The organism is Pseudoalteromonas sp. H105 (assembly GCF_001469215.1).
Lineage (GTDB): Bacteria > Pseudomonadota > Gammaproteobacteria > Enterobacterales > Alteromonadaceae > Pseudoalteromonas.
The window spans coordinates 119100-140103 of sequence record NZ_LOFH01000003.1; the positions used below are offsets into that span (position 1 = coordinate 119100).

At 41.0% G+C, this 21004-nt stretch carries 14 protein-coding genes; 11 read left to right on the forward strand and 3 right to left on the reverse strand.

The window, feature by feature from the left end; translation table 11 throughout:
• The first annotated feature begins 2 nt into the window (after positions 1 to 2).
• The 3 genes from alaS (at position 3) to csrA (ending at position 4108) form a co-directional block, all read left to right on the forward strand.
• Positions 3 to 2603, forward strand: a complete 2601-nt coding sequence (gene alaS, locus ATS75_RS06705; RefSeq protein WP_058559681.1) for an alanine--tRNA ligase — start codon at positions 3 to 5, stop codon at positions 2601 to 2603.
• A gap of 6 nt (positions 2604 to 2609) precedes the next feature.
• A complete protein-coding gene (locus tag ATS75_RS06710; RefSeq protein ID WP_058559682.1) occupies positions 2610 to 3833 on the forward strand; it encodes an aspartate kinase in 1224 nt (407 codons plus the stop codon).
• Between the two features lie 83 nt (positions 3834 to 3916).
• Positions 3917 to 4108 (forward strand): carbon storage regulator CsrA, encoded by a 192-nt coding sequence (gene csrA, locus ATS75_RS06715; protein WP_004587515.1) that lies wholly within the window; start codon positions 3917 to 3919, stop codon positions 4106 to 4108.
• A 34-nt stretch (positions 4109 to 4142) separates the two neighbouring features.
• On the opposite strand, the gene ATS75_RS06720 is transcribed toward csrA, so the two are convergent.
• Complete coding sequence (locus ATS75_RS06720) at positions 4143 to 4610, reverse strand: YcxB family protein (protein ID WP_058559683.1); 468 nt, start codon at positions 4608 to 4610, stop codon at positions 4143 to 4145.
• 384 nt (positions 4611 to 4994) lie between these two features.
• On the opposite strand from ATS75_RS06720, the gene ATS75_RS06725 reads away from it, so the two are divergent.
• A complete protein-coding gene (locus tag ATS75_RS06725) occupies positions 4995 to 5972 on the forward strand; it encodes a hypothetical protein (protein ID WP_235591148.1) in 978 nt (325 codons plus the stop codon).
• 373 nt (positions 5973 to 6345) lie between these two features.
• Here ATS75_RS06725 and barA read toward each other — a convergent pair whose 3' ends face one another.
• Positions 6346 to 9117, reverse strand: coding sequence for a two-component sensor histidine kinase BarA (barA, locus tag ATS75_RS06730; RefSeq protein ID WP_058559684.1), 2772 nt, complete (start codon positions 9115 to 9117; stop codon positions 6346 to 6348).
• A 97-nt stretch (positions 9118 to 9214) separates the two neighbouring features.
• Here barA and rlmD point away from each other — a divergent pair, with 97 nt between their 5' ends.
• The 5 genes from rlmD (at position 9215) to eno (ending at position 16714) form a co-directional block, all read left to right on the forward strand.
• The gene (gene rlmD, locus ATS75_RS06735) at positions 9215 to 10540 is read left to right on the forward strand and encodes a 23S rRNA (uracil(1939)-C(5))-methyltransferase RlmD (protein ID WP_058559685.1); all 1326 of its coding nucleotides are present in this window, start codon (positions 9215 to 9217) and stop codon (positions 10538 to 10540) included.
• A gap of 8 nt (positions 10541 to 10548) precedes the next feature.
• Positions 10549 to 12705, forward strand: a complete 2157-nt coding sequence (gene relA, locus ATS75_RS06740; RefSeq protein ID WP_058559686.1) for a GTP diphosphokinase — start codon at positions 10549 to 10551, stop codon at positions 12703 to 12705.
• Positions 12706 to 12713: 8 nt separating this feature from the next.
• Positions 12714 to 13511, forward strand: a complete 798-nt coding sequence (mazG, locus tag ATS75_RS06745) for a nucleoside triphosphate pyrophosphohydrolase (protein ID WP_058559687.1) — start codon at positions 12714 to 12716, stop codon at positions 13509 to 13511.
• A gap of 161 nt (positions 13512 to 13672) precedes the next feature.
• Positions 13673 to 15307, forward strand: a complete 1635-nt coding sequence (locus tag ATS75_RS06750) for a CTP synthase (protein ID WP_058559688.1) — start codon at positions 13673 to 13675, stop codon at positions 15305 to 15307.
• Positions 15308 to 15415: 108 nt separating this feature from the next.
• Positions 15416 to 16714, forward strand: a complete 1299-nt coding sequence (gene eno, locus ATS75_RS06755) for a phosphopyruvate hydratase (RefSeq protein WP_058559689.1) — start codon at positions 15416 to 15418, stop codon at positions 16712 to 16714.
• 253 nt (positions 16715 to 16967) lie between these two features.
• Here eno and mutH read toward each other — a convergent pair whose 3' ends face one another.
• Entirely contained in the window at positions 16968 to 17639 is a 672-nt protein-coding gene (gene mutH, locus ATS75_RS06760) for a DNA mismatch repair endonuclease MutH (RefSeq protein ID WP_058559690.1), read from the reverse strand.
• 531 nt (positions 17640 to 18170) lie between these two features.
• On the opposite strand from mutH, the gene rppH reads away from it, so the two are divergent.
• Both rppH and ptsP read left to right on the forward strand, forming a co-directional pair.
• Positions 18171 to 18692: an RNA pyrophosphohydrolase gene (gene rppH, locus ATS75_RS06765; RefSeq protein ID WP_058559691.1), complete on the forward strand. Its 522-nt coding sequence runs from the start codon at positions 18171 to 18173 to the stop codon at positions 18690 to 18692.
• An 8-nt stretch (positions 18693 to 18700) separates the two neighbouring features.
• Positions 18701 to 20971: a phosphoenolpyruvate--protein phosphotransferase gene (ptsP, locus tag ATS75_RS06770; RefSeq protein WP_058559692.1), complete on the forward strand. Its 2271-nt coding sequence runs from the start codon at positions 18701 to 18703 to the stop codon at positions 20969 to 20971.
• Positions 20972 to 21004: the final 33 nt, after the last annotated feature.

Genomic DNA, 21004 nt, shown 5'->3' on the forward strand with positions numbered 1-21004 from the left:
ACATGCAGCACATGACTACCGCACAGATCAGGCAACAATTTTTAGACTTTTTTGCCTCTAAACAACACCAAATTGTTCCATCAAGCTCGCTGATTCCGGGTAACGATGCGACGTTATTATTTAATAATGCCGGTATGGTGCAATTTAAAGATGTATTCTTAGGCGCAGAAAGCCGCCCTTACAATCGTGCAACCAGCTCACAACGCTGTGTTCGTGCTGGTGGTAAGCATAACGATTTAGAAAATGTAGGTTATACGGCACGTCATCATACGTTTTTCGAAATGTTAGGTAACTTTAGTTTTGGTGACTATTTTAAAGAAGACGCGATTAAATTTGCGTGGCAGTTTTTAACTGAAATTGTAAAACTTCCAAAAGAAAAACTACTTGTCACTATTTATCATACAGACGAAGAAGCCTACGACTATTGGTCAAAAGACATTGGTTTACCAAGCGAGCGTATTATTCGAATTGATACGTCTGACAACTTTTGGTCGATGGGTGATACCGGTCCATGTGGTCCGTGTTCTGAAATATTCTACGATCATGGTGAAGAAATTTGGGGTGGCCCGCCAGGTTCTCCAGAAGAAGATGGCGATCGTTTCATTGAAATTTGGAACTTGGTATTTATGCAGTACAACCGTCAAAGCGACGGAACTATGGAGCCATTACCGAAGCAATCAGTTGATACAGGGATGGGTCTTGAGCGTATTGCTGCTATTTTACAAGGTGTGCATTCAAACTATGAAATCGACTTATTCCAAGGCTTAATTAAAGCCGCTGCGCAGGTTACAAACGCACAAGATATGGATGATAAGTCATTGCGCGTAGTCGCTGATCACATTCGTTCATGTGCATTTTTAATCTCAGACGGTGTCATGCCTTCAAACGAAGGCCGTGGCTATGTACTGCGTCGTATTATCCGTCGTGCTGTGCGCCATGGTAATAAGTTAGGTGCTCAAGGTGCATTCTTCTACAAGCTTGTTGCGGCGTTGATTGAGCAAATGGGTCAAGCGTACCCTGAGCTGGCTAAGCAACAAGAAATTATTGAAAAAGTATTACGTATCGAAGAGGAACAGTTTGGTAAAACGCTTGAGCGTGGCTTAGCTATTTTAGAAGATAGCTTAGCGAACTTGAGTGGCGATGTTATCCCAGGTGAATTAGTATTTAAACTTTATGATACCTATGGTTTCCCTGCCGATTTAACTGCTGACGTTGCCCGCGAACGTTTTATGACGATTGATGAGCAAGGCTTCCAAGAGTGCATGGATGTGCAACGTAAAACTGCACAGCAAGCAGGTAAGTTTGGTGCAGATTACAATCAACAATTAAAATCGGATAAGCACACAGATTTTAAAGGTTACGATGCCACTCAATACAGTGGCACTGTCATTGAAATGTTTGCCCAAGGTGAGTCTGTTTCTGTACTTGAAGATGGTCAACAGGGTCTTGTTATACTTAATCGTACACCTTTTTATGCAGAGTCTGGTGGCCAAATAGGCGACACAGGTACATTAAAAGTTGCAGGTGGTGAGTTTGCTGTTACTAATACCACTAAGCTAGGTAACGCGTTTGCCCATCACGGTACTGTTATAGGCCGTATTGGTGTTAACGATAAGGTGGAAGCAACCATTGATGATGCGCGCCGTGAACGTGTTAAAAAGAACCATACTGCAACGCATATTTTGCATGAAGCATTACGTCAATTATTGGGCGATCACGTTTCACAAAAAGGTTCATTAGTTGATCCAGACCGTTTACGTTTTGACTTCTCACACTTTGAAGCCGTGACTAAAGAGGAACTGCGTGAAATAGAGCGAGTAGTAAATGACGAAATTCGTCGTAACTTTGCCCTGAATACTGAATTAATGGCTATTGACGATGCTAAAGCGAAAGGTGCTATGGCGTTATTCGGCGAAAAATACGATGACGAAGTGCGCGTTGTTACCATTGGCGATTATTCAATTGAGCTATGTGGTGGTACACACGTCAATCGAGCAGGCGATATTGGTTTATTTAAAATTGTATCAGAGAGTGGTATTGCTGCAGGTGTTCGCCGAATTGAAGCGGTAACGGGGGCTGACGCAATTGCTTATGTAAGTTCACAAGAGCAGCACTTAAATGATGTTGCCGCGCTTGTTAAAGGCGATAGTGCATCTGTACTTGAAAAAGTAACTGCGTTACTTGAGAAGTCTAAGGGCCTTGAAAAACAAATCGCACAACTTAACGATAAACTAGCCAGTGCTGCTGGTGCATCGTTACTTGATTCAGTTGTTGATATTAATGGCGTGAAGCTATTAGTTGCCAATGTTGAAGGCACAGAATCTAAAGCCCTTCGTGGCATGGTTGATGACCTTAAGAATAAGATTGGTTCTGGGGTGATTGCCCTAGGTGTAGCAGATGGTACTAAAGTCAGTCTAATTGCGGGTGTTACTAAAGATCTAACCGGCAAAGTGAAAGCTGGAGAGCTGGTCAATCATATGGCTTCACAAGTTGGCGGTAAAGGCGGTGGTCGTCCAGATATGGCACAAGCCGGAGGCTCACAACCTGAAAACCTAAGTGCTGCACTTGATAGTGTGACTGCTTGGCTTACCGAGCGCACTTAAACTTAAGTGGCACTTATAGTTCAAAAATTCGGTGGCACTTCGGTAGGCTCTATTGAGCGTATTGAAGCTGTCGCTGACCTTGTTGTAAAAACCAAGCAGCAAGGCCATCAAGTGGTGGTTGTTCTCTCCGCAATGTCTGGTGAGACCAATCGCCTTATTAATCTTGCCAAACAAATAGACGCTCGCCCGAGTAGTCGTGAACTTGATGTTTTATTAACCACTGGTGAGCAGGTATCTATTGCTTTGCTTGCAATGGCGATTATAAAACGTGGTCATTCGGCGGTCAGCCTATTAGCTGATCAAGTAAATATTCAAACAGATAACATGTTTGGTAAAGCCCGTATTACCGATGTGGCAGCTACCCGTTTAAAGCATGAGCTTGAACATAACCGCATTACGATTATTGCTGGTTTTCAAGGACGTGATGTTGAAGGCAACATTACAACGCTTGGGCGAGGGGGAACAGATACCTCAGCAGTAGAAATTGCAGCGGCAATTGGCGCAGATGAATGCCAAATCTATACGGATGTAGATGGGGTTTATACCACCGATCCGCGGGTGGAACCTCAGGCACGACGAATGAGCCATGTAACATTTGAAGAAATGCTTGAACTGGCCAGTTTAGGCGCAAAAGTACTTCATATCCGTTGCGTAGAAGCTGCGTGGAAATATAATTTACCCATTCGCGTTTTATCCAGTTTTAACCCCGATCAAGGCACCTTGATCAGTTTCGAAGAAACCGATATGAAAAACACTGTAGTAGCTGGCATTGCGTTTAATCGTGACGAAAGTTTAATCCAAGTGAACGGGGTGCCTATAGGGCCACATTACTTCGCTAGTATCTTAAAGCTTTTTGCCGATAATGGCATAGAGATAGACATGATTAATCAAGTTAATCATAACTTTGAAAAAATAGACTATGCTTTTACGGTTCACACTAATGATTTTGACCAAGCGCTTGAAGTATTGCGAAATAACCGCCATATTATTAGTAGTACCGATATTTCTGGTTACAGTGCGGTCGCTAAAGTATCAGCGGTTGGTGTTGGTATGAAGTCACATTCTGGTGTGGCAAGTTTATTTTTCGATGCACTAGCTCAAGAGAATATTAGTGTGCAACTTGTATCAACCTCTGAGATTAAAATATCAGTTTTGATAGCAGAAAAATATTTAGAGCTAGCAGTTCGTGCATTACACAAAGTTTTTTTGACAGAAAATGAATCGATTTAGAGTTTTTACTTACTTTTAAGGTTTATTTTCTTTAAGATACGAAAGCGGAATCTTTTAATTTATTGGAACATGGGAGCAAGAGAATGCTAATACTAACTCGTCGAGTAGGTGAAACCCTAATGATTGGTGATGAAGTTACTGTCACTGTACTAGGTGTTAAAGGAAATCAGGTACGTATCGGTGTTAATGCACCTAAAGACGTTTCAGTTCATCGTGAAGAAATTTACATGCGTATTCAAGCTGAAAAATCTAACCCAAATCCGGGTAATGCTTAATCAACTTATCAATTTAATTGATATTGAAGAGCCGCTATTTAGCGGCTCTTTTTTTTATAAAATTAATGGCTTCCTCATTAAGAACACTATTGGATATATACTGCATACCTTTTTTACTTTTAAGTAAAATGCCGCGAGGTGTAAATATAATATCGTCAATTTGTTGCCACGTAATTTGATAGCTTTTATGCGGGTTTTCGCTACTAAAACCATCCTCATCAATTGTTAATGTGGCTTTAGAACCTGAGGCACGACTTAACATTTGACGCGTCACCCACCATGGTCTGCGGTAATAAAAGGCAATACACTCCACAATAGCAGCCACAATCATAAAGTTACCGAGATAATGCTGCTCTAAAGCATAAATTGAGATTAACCCTAAACTAATGAGTAATATTAAAAGGCCGTATTTAGGCTTAGCTTGGGTACTGTATTGAAGTGACTCGTCGAAACACTCATAAAAGTAAGGCTTATCTAAAGTATAGCTGGTATTAAATTGCATAATAAGGCTGTAAGTTTTAATTGTTGATGTATTTTAACAAGACTATACCCAAATCACCTCAAGATTCGAGTTTCAGTTGGAATTAAAAGCGATTTAGGCAAGGCATTGATTGCAAATAACAGTGGTTCTATTGTTAAAATCGATAACGCAGCATAAATCGCTTTTAAGCCAACCCATTGGGCGCTTCACAGGAACTTACTCTCATCGTTGTTCCTTCTTAAAAGGGATGGCCATTATTGCGAAGTAACGCCTTGATATTAAGCCCCTGTGAAACGCTGAATTCTGCATCTTGAGGTGGTTTGGGTATAATAGAAAAAGCCGTTTCTTTTAATTATGTTTGTAAAGTGGTTAACTGGGACATAGTTTTAGCCTATTGGAATGAATATGTTTTTAATGTTAAGTGTACTGCAGGTATTATCTAACAACCCAGCCTTGGTGAGCGAACCGCTAAACTCTGCAACCGATACTGACTTTTTAGTTATTGCTGATATGCCATACACCGCACATGATAAAGCCAGTTTAAGTGAAAAAGGGGCCTTAACCCACAAAATACAACAGACACCGCATTCACTTTTAATGCATTTAGGCGATATAAAAGCAGGCTCAGAGCCCTGCACAAATGAACTGCTTACGAGCAATAAAGAGCTATTAAGAAGGCTGACAAGTCAGCCTTTTATTTATACCCCTGGTGATAATGAGTGGACTGACTGTGACCGTAAGAGTTTAGAGCCTCGTTTTGATGAACTTGAGCGTTTAGCATTTGTGAAGCGTTTAATGTACACACCTGAATACCTAAAACAAGCTGGCAGATTAGCGAATTATAAGACACAGCCGACCATGGTAGAAAACGCGCGATGGCAATTAGCAGATGTTGAATTTATGACATTACATATAGCAGGGACGCATAACGGCCGGCGACAGGTACTCCTGAGTGATAAAACATTAGCTAACGAAGCTGCGCAGCGTCGAGATGATTTAAACCTTAAATGGCTATCTGCAGCAAACCCGTCCGCCAAAGCATATGTTATAGGGTTTCAAGCTGATATATATAGCCATGGCACCGAGCAACCAAAGTGTAGCGAAACGAATGTTGATCAATGTGATGGGTTTAGCGTGTATAGAGAGGCGTTTGATGAGTTTGCAAAAACCGTTGCCAAGCCTGTTTTGGTTATTCATGGTGACACAGGCCCCTTCTGCCAACAGACGCTAAGTGAGTATTTAACCCGCTTGAATGCCCCTGGGGATTATATGTTTAATGATATTGCTCATATTAAAATAGCGAGTAATACAGACAGTGGCCTTCTTGAATGGCAGATACGTAGTTTAAAAAGCAACAAGCCTTTAAAAAATACCTGTAATTAGGTGCTTAAACGCAAAACTGAAAAAGGCTATCGTGATAATGATGGGTAGCTGAGCCACTTGGAGCTGTTGACCTTTGCGGATTAAAATTCGTTCAAATTAGGGGCTATTTAATCGCGGCGCGAGGTGTGTAACCTAGTGGGCTAGTAAACCCGAGCAAAGCTTGCGCGTCTTGCTCACGGCCTTTACCAGCATCCATGGTGGCAACAAAGAGTAAATTGCCCCCAGGCAGAAACCGAAGGGCTGCGCCTGTCTGGCATTGAAGCTGCGTTATCGCCTATTTATGGGGAATAACCACACTACATAGGCGCTGTTTTGCCTAAACACCAAACAGACTACTGTAAATTTAATCTTGAAAGGTCAACAGACCCTAAGCTCAACTACTTTTTTCTTTTAAACCTGCATCTTTTATCAAGTTTTCAAGTTCATCTTGTAGTTCAAACAATTCAGGTTCTATATAGGCAAGATCACAATCGCCTTTTAATGCCGTTTCTAGGGCTTCAGAAAGTTTCTTCAATTTTGGTACGCCGGTGTAACAGCATGCGCCATGGAACTTATGGATAATACTAAGTACATGTTCACAATCATGGTTTTGTATTGCTTCCTCCAATAAACGCAATGTTTCAGGCACGCTTAATAACAGCATGTTTAGCATTTCAAGCGCTAACTCGTGTTTGCCTCCCGCGCGTTGTAATGCTAAAGACCAGTCGAGGGAGTTACTACTAAAAGGAGGCTCAAAAAGCATTTTCTCTTGACGGTTTTTATCTCGTTTCATGGGGCCTTTAGGGCTGTGATCACTAATGATCTGCTTTAGCATATCTTCATCAATGGGCTTAGTTAAATAGCCTGTGAAGCCTACATCCATGAGTTGTTCTTTTTCACCTGCTAAGGCATGAGCAGTCACTGCCATGATAGGTGTGTCTTCGTTTAGAGATGATTCGCGAATAAGTTTACAGGCCGTAATACCATCCATAATTGGCATTTGAATATCCATAAAAATAATGTCGTATTTATGACTTTTACTTAGGCTGTAAGCTTGTGAGCCGTTGTGCGCGGTATCAATAAGTTCTATTTTTTCTTCTAACAAGGTATAAATAAGTTTTAAGTTGGCATCGTTATCATCCACCACTAAGACCTTTAATGGCAGTAGCTTTTCATCGTCTTGTTCAATGTTGTGCACTGGGTGATCGAGTCGATAGGGCGCAGCAAGGACTTCACATAACTTTCGATGATTGAGTGGTTTGCTTAAGCATGCATCTGCACCGCTGCCAATATACGATTCACGCATGCTATGTGAGACCGTATTTATCATCAGGTATAAATAATCGGTTGATTCTCTTGCGGCTTTTATATAGCTTTTTAAACGCTGCATTTCATCAACGGCAGCAACATGACCAATAATACAAATATCGTAATTGAAGTCTTTTTTGATTTCTTCGAAAAAGCTTTCTTCATCAAAGCAACCAGTGACTTGTGTTTGCCACTCTTTTAATAATGACGAGACAGCATGGTGTGTGTGTTTATGCGGTTCCAAATATAAAATACGTTTATTAGCAAGTGATTTACTAGGTAAGTCATTAGTAACATTGTGGCTTGGAAGGCGAAACACCCCATTAAATGTAAAGCAAGTACCATGACCGGGTGCCGAGTTGAGAGTGATTCGTCCACCCATGGCCTCAACAATATGTTTGGTGATAATTAAGCCAAGTCCAGTTCCTCCAAACTTTCGCGTAATACTCGAATCAGCCTGACCAAACGGTGTAAACAGTGCATCTTGTTTGTCCATCGGGATGCCAACACCTGTGTCTGTTACCGAAACTAAGATTGATGTGCGCTCTTCATCAAGTAAGCGGTGACCCACATCAATTTTGATGGCGCCTTTTTCTGTAAATTTAATGGCGTTGCTGATCAGGTTGATCAGGACTTGCTTAAAGCGAGTTGGGTCGCCAGTAATATTGTCAGGCACTTGCGAGTTTATATAAATCGATAGTTCTAATTGTTTTTCGTCGGCACTCGGAGCAAGTAAAGTTAAGACTTCGTTGATATTGTCGCGTAATTGAAATTGGATTGATTCCAACTCCATGGCGCCCGCTTCCAGTTTAGAAAAGTCTAAAATATCGCTGATAATCGTCATTAAACTGTTCGCTGAAAGCTCAATGGTATCAAGGTAATCTTTTTGATGTTTATTCAAAGGGGTTTTATGGAGTTGACGAGTAAACCCTATAACTCCATTTAGTGGTGTACGGAGTTCATGACTCATTTTTGCCAAGAAGTCTGATTTTACGCGGTTTGCATCCTGCGCATCTGTTTTAGCTATGTTGAGCTGAATATTTTGTGTTTCGTACATCTCTAACGATTCACGTAAATCACTGGTTGCCTGATCGATATGCTTTTGCATTTCGTCTCTTTGCATCACCATCGTATCTGAAATGGTGTTTAAGCCTAAACGCAGTTGTTCAAACTCGCCCATCATGGGGGTACCTAACCCCGTGTCTCTTTTTCCTTCAATCAGTCTATCACTGGCGATTACTAATTTATTAAGTGGGGTAATAAATAGCCTGCTTAAACGAATCGCCAAAATAGCGGCAAGCAAAATGGCAAATATAATGACAATCCCACTAATTAATAAGGCTCTTTGCTGGCCAATGATTGCTTGGTCTTTATTGAGCTGAACAACAATGGTGCCTAATGAAGATTGAAAAGCAGAATCACCCCAATGTGCCTCGGGCGTTGAGTGGTTTATTATGGGTGTGTAAAATGTAAGAAATCTATCATCTTCATGTAATTTAGTGTTTTTATCTGTACTCAGTTGAGACTTATCGATCAGCTCATCAAAGTCTCGATGGTAGTTACTGGTTAAAATGAGTTGTTCATTTGAGTCAAAAATGGCAATGGTTTTAATTGCGGGAGAGTGCTTGTTATGTGCGTGGCTAATAAGTCTATTTAGTTGTTGCTTGTTTTTTGCCTGTAAGGGTTGCTCAACCGCAATAGATAATGGCTCTGAAATCGTGGACCCTTGCTGATATAATATTTCATCAAGCTCAAAGTAACGATTTATTGTAAAGTAGCCGCCGAGTAATAGTCCAATTAGAACGGTGGGAATTAATGTGAGCGCTAAAACTGAGTCGCGCAAACCAAGTTTAGTCATAAGTGAACGTTGTTATCATTATTAGTTAGCTAAGAGTATATACTTATAGGCGAGTAATCAATCTTGCTCGTACAATCAATATTTAAGGTGTTGCCCGATGGCACAGTTTTTCCAAGCTAAAAAAAAGACCCTATCGGGGCAGGCAGTTTCATTAACTATCACAGGTATGGACCATCAAGGACGGGGAATTGCTAAGCATAATAATAAAGTATGCTTCGTGAGTGGTGCATTGCGTAATGAAGTAGTGAAAGCTAAATTGATTGAGGATAAATCTCGCTATTGTGCAGCAAAAACAATCAAGGTAGAGAGAAAAAGTGACGCGAGAGTTGCCCCATTCTGTGAACATTACGAACAATGTGGTGGATGTCAGTTACAGCATTTACACCTCGATCAGCAATTAGTCGAAAAGCAAATGGCTGTAAGTCAATTATTCGCGAAATTTGCAAAGCTTGAAGACATGGCGTGGCAACCGCCACTATTAAGCGAACCTTTGCATTATCGCCGTAGTGCGCGACTGGCTGTGATGTATGATAAAACGGCTAAACGTATGCGCATAGGGTATAGAGCGCAGGGTTCAAAAAACATTGTTACAATAAAAACATGCCCTGTATTAAGTCCCGTTTATGATGCTATTTTTAGTTGCTTTGATGTGCTATTGAATACGCACAAAGAACTACGAAGTGTTAGCCACATTCAATTATGTCAGGCTGATGAGCAAAGTTTTGTCGTTATTCGTCACACAAAAATGATCAGTGAATCCCTCAAGCACACAATTATTGAAACTGGCCTGACGCAGGGCTGGCAGATTATTTTTCAAGGTGAGAGCCACCTTATAGAGCATCAACACTTGCCGATGCCATTTTATACATTACCAAGTCAGGATTTAAAGTTTGAGTTTGGGTTAGATAATTTCATTCAAGTTAATGCTAAAGTAAATCAATCAATGTTAACGCAAGCAGTTGAGTGGCTTAAACTTAGTGGTGAAGAGCATGTATTAGACTTATTTTGTGGCATAGGTAACTTTTCTTTAGCGCTCGCTAAAAGTGCAAAAAGCGTTATCGGTGTTGAAGGAGTCTTATCAGCGGTTGCAATGGCAACGCAAAATGCGCACACTAACCAGATAACAAATGCACATTTTCATTGCTTTGATTTAACGCAAATAATGCAGCAAGCAGCATGGTTTAGTGATGAATTAGACGTGTTGGTATTGGATCCTTCCCGTACCGGGGCACTGGCTATTTTAGAGCAGTTACCGCTTGAGCAATTTAAAACGATTTTATATGTTTCTTGTGACCCTGTTACGCTAGCGCGTGACAGTGCAATTATTTCGCAGGCAGCATTTTCACTTGAAAAAATAGGGCTAATGAATATGTTTCCGCATACAGGGCATATTGAAACAATGGCATTATTTCAAAGGAGATAGGGCGCAACATGGTAGCTACACGGCAATCACATCAACAGGATAAACCCGCTGATTTTAGCACGCGACTTGAATTACTTGAGTTAACAAAAGAAAAGCGTGATGTATTAATAAAAGCCAACAGTTTATGTCAGGCGCTGCCAGAGCAGCAGCATCAAATTATGGCCATGGAAATGGTCGAAATATTGGTGGAAATGAATCTGGACGCCGAAACCTTAGCAACTGCTTATATTACGCCCTATTATTTAACCGATTTAGTATGCATCGATAAAGTAACTGAGGTGATGGGAAATCATGTTGCTGTGTTACTGACGGGGGTCTCGCAAATGGCGACCATCAGTACCTTAGCTCACCAAGGTAATGGCACAGTGCAAGTAGATAACATTCGTCGTATGTTACTTGCCATGGTTGAAGATGTTAGAGCTGTTGTTATCAAACTTGCTGAACAAGTATGCCATTTACGCGAGCTTAAAGATTCATCTGAAGAAGAGCGTGTTATAGCTGCTAAAGAAACTGCCGATATTTTTGCGCCTCTAGCCAATCGCTTAGGAATAGGTCAGTTAAAATGGGAGCTTGAGGATCTGTCTTTTCGCTACCTTCACCCTGACTTATATAAAAGTATTGCCAAGCAATTAGACGATAAGCGCCTGGGTCGTGAAGCATATATGGCAGATATGGTCGAACAAGTAAGAACTAAGCTCGAACAAGTAGGTATTAAAGCTGAGGTATATGGCAGGCCTAAGCATATCTACAGCATCTATAAAAAGATGGCACAAAAAAACTACGAATTTGATCAGCTTTTTGATATCCGTGCCATGCGTATTGTGGTTGATGAGCTTCAAGATTGCTACGGCGCACTGGGGATTGTTCATACTAATTGGCGGCACTTAAACAAAGAATTTGATGATTATGTAGCAACCCCAAAACAAAATGGCTACCAGTCAATTCACACAGTGGTGTTTGGCCCTGAAGGTAAAACGGTTGAAATACAAATCCGTACGCATGCAATGCATCAAGATGCAGAGCTGGGTGTTGCCGCTCACTGGATGTATAAAGAAGGTGCGCTTCCTAGCCGTGGCTCGGGTTATGAGCAAAAAATTAGTTGGTTGCGCAAATTACTACAATGGCAAGAAGAGGTGGTTGATGGCAGTGATTTAGCGGATGAACTGAAAAACCAAGTTGTTGAAGACCGCGTTTATATTTTTACCCCACGTGGCGATATTTTTGATCTTCCCTTGGGAGCAACACCGCTAGATTTTGCTTATTATATTCACTCGAATGTGGGCCATCGATGCATAGGTGCCAAAGTATTTGGTAAAATAGTGCCATTTACCCATCAGTTAACCACGGGCGATCAAGTTGAAATTCTCACTCAGAAGCAACCAAATCCGAGTCGCGATTGGTTAAACCCGTCATTAGGGTATATAAAATCATCACGCGCACGCGCCAAAATCCATCACTGGTTTAAACAACTGGACCGCGATAAAAATCTCAGTGCTGGTAAAGAGATAATAGATTCAGCATTACAAAAGTTAGAACTTACCTATAAGGATCTAGAGCCAGCTATTTCACGCTATAATTTTAGAGAGCTTGATGACTTATTAGTTGCGATTGGTGCAGGTGATGTGCGGTTAAATCAACTGCTAAATTACATTACTGATCGCACAGATGACGAGCCGGTTATTCGGTTTAAAAATCCAACAAAAATGACAGGTGATAAAAACGGTATTGTAGTTGACGGTGTGGGCAGCTTAATGAGTCATGTTGCTAAGTGTTGTCGCCCCGTACCGGGTGAACAAATTATTGGTTATATCACTCAAGGTCGAGGTATTGCTGTTCATCGAGATGATTGTGACTCATTTACTAATTTAAAGAATAAGCACCCAGAACGCGTAATAGCCGTTAGCTGGTCAGATGAAATTAATGGCTCATACGCTTTGAGTATCAAAATAGAGGCCACAGATCGCGCCGGTTTAATACGCGATATTAGCTCAGTGCTTGCGAATGAAAAAGTAAACGTATTGAATATGAATATGGAAACAATCGAAGATAGGCAGTTGGCAAAGTTTACAATGCAAGTTGAGGTACACGACTTGTCTAGCACCAATCGCTTACTTTCCAAGCTGGATCAGATTGAAGGTGTACACCAAGCAAAGCGAAGCCACTAGAGAAACTTATGAAAGAGCAAAACTCATTAACTGACCTTTTAGCCGTAATGGCTAAACTGCGAGATCCACAAAGCGGCTGCCCATGGGACTTAAAGCAAGATTTTAAGTCGATTGTGCCGCATACGTTGGAGGAAGCGTATGAGGTTGCTGATTGTATTGAGCGTGGTGACTTTTCAGAATTAAAAACTGAGCTAGGTGATTTACTTTTTCAAGTTGTTTTTTATGCGCAATTGGCAAAGGAACAAGGTCTGTTTGACTTTGATGATGTTGTCAGTGTTTTAAATGACAAACTTATCAGACGTCACCCTCATGTATTTGCAGATAAGCATGCGCTAACTGACACCCAAGTTGCTCAGCAGTGGCACCAAATTAAAGCGCAAGAACGCCAAGATAAACACACCGGTGAAGCCAGTTCACTTTGGCTAGATATACCAGCTAATTTACCCGCATTAAGTAAAGCAAAAAAGATTCAGCAACGTGTCGCTGAGCTAGGTTTTGATTGGCCTACGTACCATGGTGCGTTGGATAAAGTGGCTGAAGAGGTTGATGAAGTAAAAGAAGCACTCGCGGTTGACCCGTACTCAGATCACAGCGCAGAAGAGATTGGCGATTTGTTATTTGCGACTGTTAATGTTGCACGTCATATAAAACGAGACCCTGAACAGTTATTACGCAGCGCAAATGATAAATTTTCATCAAGATTCCAAAAGGTACAAGCGTATTTACAGGCTAAAGGGCAGTCACTCGATACCGCAAGCCTAGAAGAAATGGACGCTGCCTGGGAGGCGATTAAGAAGCAGCCATAAATAGCAAGCGCTTTAGAGCGTGTTTTTTGTGCAGGGAATTGCTAACTTTCACTGGATTGATAGAGAGGCTTTTGCTATAATTTCGCCCCGTCTTGAACATATTCCAAAATCACTTGTTTGGGTATTATATTCCTTTTAATTCCTGATATTCTAGGGTTCGCATGAGTACAAAATTTATCTTCGTTACTGGCGGGGTTGTTTCTTCGTTGGGTAAAGGTATTGCAGCAGCATCATTGGCAGCTATTTTAGAGGCCCGTGGTCTAAATGTTACCATTCTAAAGCTGGATCCTTACATCAACGTTGACCCAGGCACAATGAGCCCAATTCAACACGGTGAAGTATTTGTCACCGAAGACGGTGCAGAAACAGACCTTGACTTAGGTCACTATGAGCGTTTCATTCGTACCAAAATGACAAGCCGTAACAACTTCACACAAGGCCGTGTATATGAAGATGTACTGCGTCGTGAGCGTCGTGGTGAATACCTTGGTGCAACTATTCAGGTTATCCCACACATTACCAACGATATTAAGCAGCGTGTATATGACGGTGCAGAAGGTCACGATGTGGCAATCGTTGAAATAGGTGGCACGGTAGGTGACATTGAGTCACAACCGTTCTTAGAAGCTATTCGTCAGCTAGGCACAGAAATCGGCCGTGAGCGTGCATTGTTTATTCACTTAACGCTAGTGCCATTCTTAGGCCCTGCCGGTGAAGTTAAAACGAAACCAACACAACACTCTGTTAAAGAGCTACGTTCAATTGGTATTCAGCCAGATATCCTTATTTGTCGTTCTGATCGTAAATTACCAAATAACGAGCGCGCTAAAATTGCACTTTTCACTAATGTTGAAGAGAAAGCCGTTATTTCGTTACCAGATGTGGACAGCATTTATAAAATTCCAGCACTGTTAAAATCTCAAGAGCTTGACCATTTTGTGTGTCGCCGTTTCCACCTTGAAGCACCTGAAGCGGACTTAGTTGAATGGGAACAAGTATTATACCAAGAGTCTAACCCGACCGGTGAAGTAACAATTGGTATGGTAGGTAAATACATTGAGTTACCAGACGCATATAAATCAGTTAACGAAGCCCTTAAACATGCGGGCTTGAAAAATCGTTTAACCGTCAATATTGAATATGTTGATTCTCAAGACCTTGAAAGTAAAGGCACAGATCGACTTGCTCATTTAGACGCGATTTTAGTACCAGGTGGTTTTGGTGGTCGTGGTGTTGAAGGTAAAATATTAGCAGCAAAGTATGCCCGTGAAAACAAGGTACCATACCTAGGTATTTGCTTAGGCATGCAAGTAGCACTCATTGAATATGCGCGTAATGTTGCAGGCCTTTTAGATGCTAACTCAACCGAATTTAATGCAAAGTCTTCAGCACCTGTTGTGGGTCTAATCACTGAGTGGTTAGATGCAGATGGTAATGTAGAAGTGCGTGACGAAGCGTCTGACTTAGGTGGCACAATGCGTTTAGGCGCACAAAAATGCCATTTAACGCCAGGCTCTAAAGTACGTGAAGTGTATGGTAGCGACGAAATTGTTGAGCGTCATCGTCACCGCTACGAAGTCAATAACAACTTTGTTGAAAAGCTTGAGCAAGCAGGTTTGAGTTTCACTGGTTTATCAGAAGATAAGAAACTAGTCGAAATTATCGAAAATAAAGATCACCCTTGGTTTATTGCCGCGCAATTCCACCCGGAATTCACGTCAACACCACGTGATGGTCACCCGTTATTTGAAGGGTTTGTTGCGGCAGCACATACTCATCAAAAAGCGTCATCGTAATGTGAATAAGCCGTGCTCTATGCACGGCTTATTTGTTTTTAAAGCGGCGGTATTAAGGAAAATTAATAAAGCCGGCAAACTCACCATTTTGGGAAAAGAGGAATCGAGATGTCAAATATCGTAAAAGTGATTGGTCGCGAAATTATGGATTCGCGTGGTAACCCAACTGTAGAAGCTGATGTTCATTTAGCTGACGGTTCTTGGGGGCGCGCAGCAGCACCATCAGGTGCATCAACAGGTACTCGCGAAGCACTTGAATTACGTGATGGTGACAAAGCACGTTACTTAGGTAAAGGTGTGTTAAAAGCGGTTGGTTTTATTAATAAAGAAATTTCTGCTGCTTTAGAAGGTCAAAACGCATTAGAACAACAGACTGTTGACCAGGTAATGCTAGATTTAGACGGCACTGAAAATAAAGAAAAATTAGGTGCAAATGCAATTCTAGCAGTATCACTTGCGACAGCTAAAGCCGCTGCTCAATCTAAAAAAGTAGAGCTTTATGAGCACATTGCTGATCTAAATGGTACTCCAGGTGTGTATTCTATGCCATTACCAATGATGAACATCATCAATGGTGGTGAGCATGCTGATAACTCAGTAGATATTCAAGAGTTTATGGTTCAACCTGTTGGCGCGGCTAACTTCCGTGAAGCACTACGTATGGGCGCTGAAGTATTCCACAGCCTTGCGAAAGTACTTAAAGCAGACGGTCATTCAACGGCTGTAGGCGATGAAGGTGGTTTTGCACCGAACCTTGAGTCTAATGAAGCAGCTCTTGCTGCAATTAAGGTCGCGGTTGCGAATGCAGGTTATGAGCTTGGCAAAGATATCACGTTAGCGCTTGATTGTGCTGCCTCTGAGTTTTATGACAAAGAAGCAAATATCTACGACCTTAAAGGCGAAGGTAAAAAATTCACGTCTGAAGAGTTTAACTTCTTCTTAAAAGACCTTACTGAGCAATACCCAATTGTTTCTATCGAAGATGGCTTAGATGAGTCTGATTGGGATGGTTTCGCACACCAAACTAAACTAATGGGCGATAAAGTTCAATTAGTCGGTGATGACTTGTTCGTTACAAATACTAAGATCTTAAAGCGCGGTATTGATAACGGTATTGCTAATTCTATCTTAATTAAGTTTAACCAAATTGGTTCACTAACTGAAACGTTAGCAGCAATCAAAATGGCTAAAGATGCAGGCTTTACAGTGGTTATCTCTCACCGTTCTGGTGAAACAGAAGACGCAACAATTGCTGATCTTGCTGTGGGTACTGCTGCAGGCCAAATCAAAACAGGTTCACTGAGCCGTTCTGACCGTGTTGCTAAGTACAACCAATTGCTTCGCATTGAAGAGCAATTAGGCGCTAAAGCACCTTACAACGGCCTTAAAGAAGTTAAAGGTCAGTAACTCTTTTAATAGATTATGACTTTTGACTAAAAAAGCCTGCATATGCAGGCTTTTTTTATATCAATAATATGCTCTGATAGGTAATACCAATTCGCTTAATTAAGAGATCTATTTTGAGGCAAGAAAACCGTGTCGATAACAAGGCAAAAATATCGTCATTTAGTTGTTCTAAATAAGAAATTTATAACGCCGTTAGCATCAGGTTTAATACCTAAAAATGATTTAGTATTATTGCGGATTGGTATAAGGCCTACTAAAGCTGAAACTGTTGCCTTAAAATCTCGCCAGTAAAGTTAGTTTTTAAATAAAAGCCACGGGGTAGGGTTTTTATTAATTTACCATTAGGACCAATAGCATCGGTCACAACCCGACTATTGGCAGCTTTGGGGCGTATTTGCATTACATCGCCTAAATGACCCGATATTTCATCGACGCGACCTAATGCGATAAGCTCCATCTGTTCTTCCCAATCGCGTTGTAATTGCGCGTCTTGTTCAGCACTTGGTTGCCATAGAAAGCCGCTACCTATTACCCTATCAAAAGGAATGACATCGCGTTCGCCTAAAATAGGCAGCCATAAAACATGGTTTAGTTTTTGGCGCACATGGCTTTGCTGCCAAGTCATGCCGGTTACATTAAGTAATGGCGTCACTGAGACAAATGTGGTTTCAAGGGGTTTCCCTTTAAAAGAAATAGGCAGTGTTTTAAGCTCTACTCCCAACTCTTCAAAGTCAGGTGTCGGTTTTGAACCTGCTGTTGCACCGAGTACATATTCAACCAGTTGCCCTATCCAGCCTTTTTCTCGCAATAAATCATCCGGTGTTTTAAATTGATATTGTTGTGCTAATTGGCCTAATGTCATGCCCGCGATAGTATTGACACGTTGCATTAATTCATTGATTGATTGAGGTTTTACAGCTCGCATAAGGGGATTATTCTATTGTTTTAATTCATCTTACATGATAGCAAAAGTGATTGTGGGTGGATATTATTGTATTTGAGTGTTTTTTACTCAAGGGGCGGTGGGTAACTTTTTTTTAGCTTCAGGAATGTTTTTTTAAGTCATAAGTTTATGATTATTATATTTTTTGTTTCATTTGTATATTTTCAATCTCATACAAATAAAAAGCTAACTGGGATAAATACAGATATATGAACAATGTTATCCACAGAATCTGTGGAAAAGGCGTTTATTTAGATCGGTGATTGTGGATTTGTTTGCAAAATGACCTGTATAAATTAAAGTTATGCACAAGCTGTGAGTAAGATGCGCAAAACCGCTGAAGGATTATTCATATTCATTAAAATTCGGCTAATTTAATAATATGAGGTTAAATATTAGGCTACATTGTTCCTCAAACTTATAACAAGAGTGTACTTGATTATAATAGTGTTTGCCGTATTGCAGCTAATGTGGAACAATCATTAAAAATCGACTTACAAATGAGGCACTAAGGTGATTGATGCCGAAGGTTTTCGTGCCAATGTCGGAATTGTAATTTGCAATAATCAGGGACAAGTTTTTTGGGCTCGACGCTATGGTCAGCATTCGTGGCAATTTCCACAAGGGGGTGTTGATAGTGGTGAGAGCGCAGAACAAACAATGTACCGTGAATTACACGAAGAAGTAGGCTTGCGCCCAGAAGATGTAGAGATTGTCGCAAGTTCGAAACATTGGTTACGCTATAAGTTGCCCAAACGTTTAATTCGCCGTGACTCGAGTCCGGTTTGTATTGGGCAAAAACAAAAATGGTTTTTACTGAAACTTCGTTGTAAAGACGAAGACGTAGACTTACTGAAAACACACCACCCAGAGTTTGATGATTGGCGCTGGGTTAGTTATTGGTATCCGGTTAGGCAAGTTGTATCGTTTAAACGCGATGTATATCGTCGTGTCATGAAAGAGTTTGCACCCTTTGCGATGCCTTTTAACAAGCGTGAACAAACAAAAGATTCATGGCGACACAAAGGTAGATAAGGAAAGCTATGCTGGCAACACTTAGAGCTATTGCAGAATCCGTATCGCAACAGGCATGTTTGGACAGTGCCTTAGCGTGTTTTGTAAACATGGTAAAAAATGCCATGCAAACTGAGTGTTGCTCGATTTACTTTGCCGATTATAGCCAAGATAATTTTGTTTTAATGGCAACAGAGGGGTTAAACCCGGTTGCTGTTGGAAAATTTAGAATCGGATTTACCGAAGGCCTTGTTGGCTTGGTTGCGCAACGTGAAGAGCCTATCAATATAGCGTATGCTAAATCTCACCCTCGTTTTAAAGCCTCTCCAGAAGTAAACGAAGAAAGTTATAATGCTTTTTTGTCAGTGCCCGTTGTTCATCAAAAGAAAGTGTTGGGTGTTATTGTTGTGCAACAAAAAGTGGCACGTGTATTTAGCCAAGATGAAGAATCTTTCTTAATTACATTGTCTGCCCAATTAGCATCACAACTTGCACATGCTGAAATAAAAGAAGTATTACGCCAAGATGAGTCGTCCCATCAAACCTCTGTATTGAAAGGGGTGTCGAGTGCACCAGGTATTGCGATAGGTCGGGCTTTTGTGGTTATTCCTAAGCTTGACTTTAAATCTATTGAGCTAAAAAAAGATTCGAATCAAGCGTTGCAACAACGCTTGTTTAGTCAAGCTGTATCGGCGACTCGCCATGAGTTTAATACACTATCCATGACACTCAGTGACTCAATACCCAAAGAGGCTTTAGCTGTATTTGATGTGTATCAGCAGTTGCTCGATGCAAAAAGCTTGGGTCAGAACGTTGAGGCACAATTACAACAAGGCTGGTGTGCTAAAAGTGCGCTTAAGATTGTCATTGAAAAATTAATCGCACAATTCAATGCAATGCAAGACCCTTATATTAAAGAACGTGCGGTTGATGTAAAAGATATTGGATTGAGAGTGCTCCACCATCTAGTGAATACAGAACATGCTGTTAAGCGTTACCCTAAAGACAGCGTGTTAATTGCAAACACGTTAACACCTGCAATGTTAGCTGAAGTACCAAAAGGGCATTTAGTGGGCGTGGTGAGCGTAAATGGTTCAGCAAACAGCCATGCCTCTATTTTAACTCGCGCTATGGGGATCCCCGCAATATGGGGAATAGAAGACGTTCCTTTGCTGCAATTTGATGGTAAAAAAATGATATTAGACGCTTACTCAGGGCGTTTATATATTTCACCTTCACAAATTTTGCAAGATGAATACCGGCAGCTAAAATATCAAGAAACCTTACTTAATGATAAATTTGTTGCTGAGCAAGATTGCGAATCTGTGACATTAGACGGGCAACAAATTAGTCTGTTGCTCAATGCTGGTCTTGATCTTAATACCGAAAGTACAAACACTGCGATGTGTGACGGTGTGGGTTTGTATCGAACCGAAGCGTGGTTTATGCAAAAAGGCCAATTCCCTTCGCAAATTGAGCAAGAAAAATGGTATCGGCAAGTATTAGAAAGTTATTACCCGGAGCCTGTGGTAATGCGCACGTTGGATATCGGTGGTGATAAGGTTTTAGATTACTTTGATATTACAGAAGAGAATCCATTTTTAGGCTGGCGAGGGATTCGGGTTACATTAGATCATCCAGAATTATTTTTAGACCAATTAAAAGCGATGATAAAAGCGAATATAGGCTTAGGTAATCTAAAAATAATGTTACCAATGATTAGCGGCACAGAGGAGGTTGATGAGTCATTAGCTTTATTGGCGCAAGCTTATTTTGAACTGGAAGAGCAATATCCTGATAAAGTCATTGAGCGCCCTCCTGTGGGCGTAATGCTAGAAGTACCTTCAAGTGTATTTATGCTGCCAGAGTGGTCTAAAAAAGTTGATTTTTGCTCGGTTGGTAGTAATGACTTAACACAATACTTATTAGCTGTAGATCGTTCAAATGCTCGCGTTGCCGATTTATTTAACCCTTATCACCCAGGTGTTTTGCGCGTGCTGCAAAAAGTAGCTGAAGAATGCCACCAGCACGACCTACCTCTAAGTTTATGTGGTGAGCTAGGTGGTGATCCCGAGGGCGCAATTTTACTAATTGCGATGGGGTATCGACAACTAAGTATGAATCATTTCTCTATCAGTAAAGTAAAATGGGTACTCAGGCGCTTAAAAATGAGTGACATGGAAGTATTATTAGCTGAATGTTTAGCCCAGTCTACTGCAAAGCAAGTATTACGTTTAACGCGTAGCTTTATGATTGAACATAAGCTCGGTAAGCTTTTTTATACCCCAAATCATGGTTGATAAAACCGCTAATTTTAGCTGTGAACCCAAGAT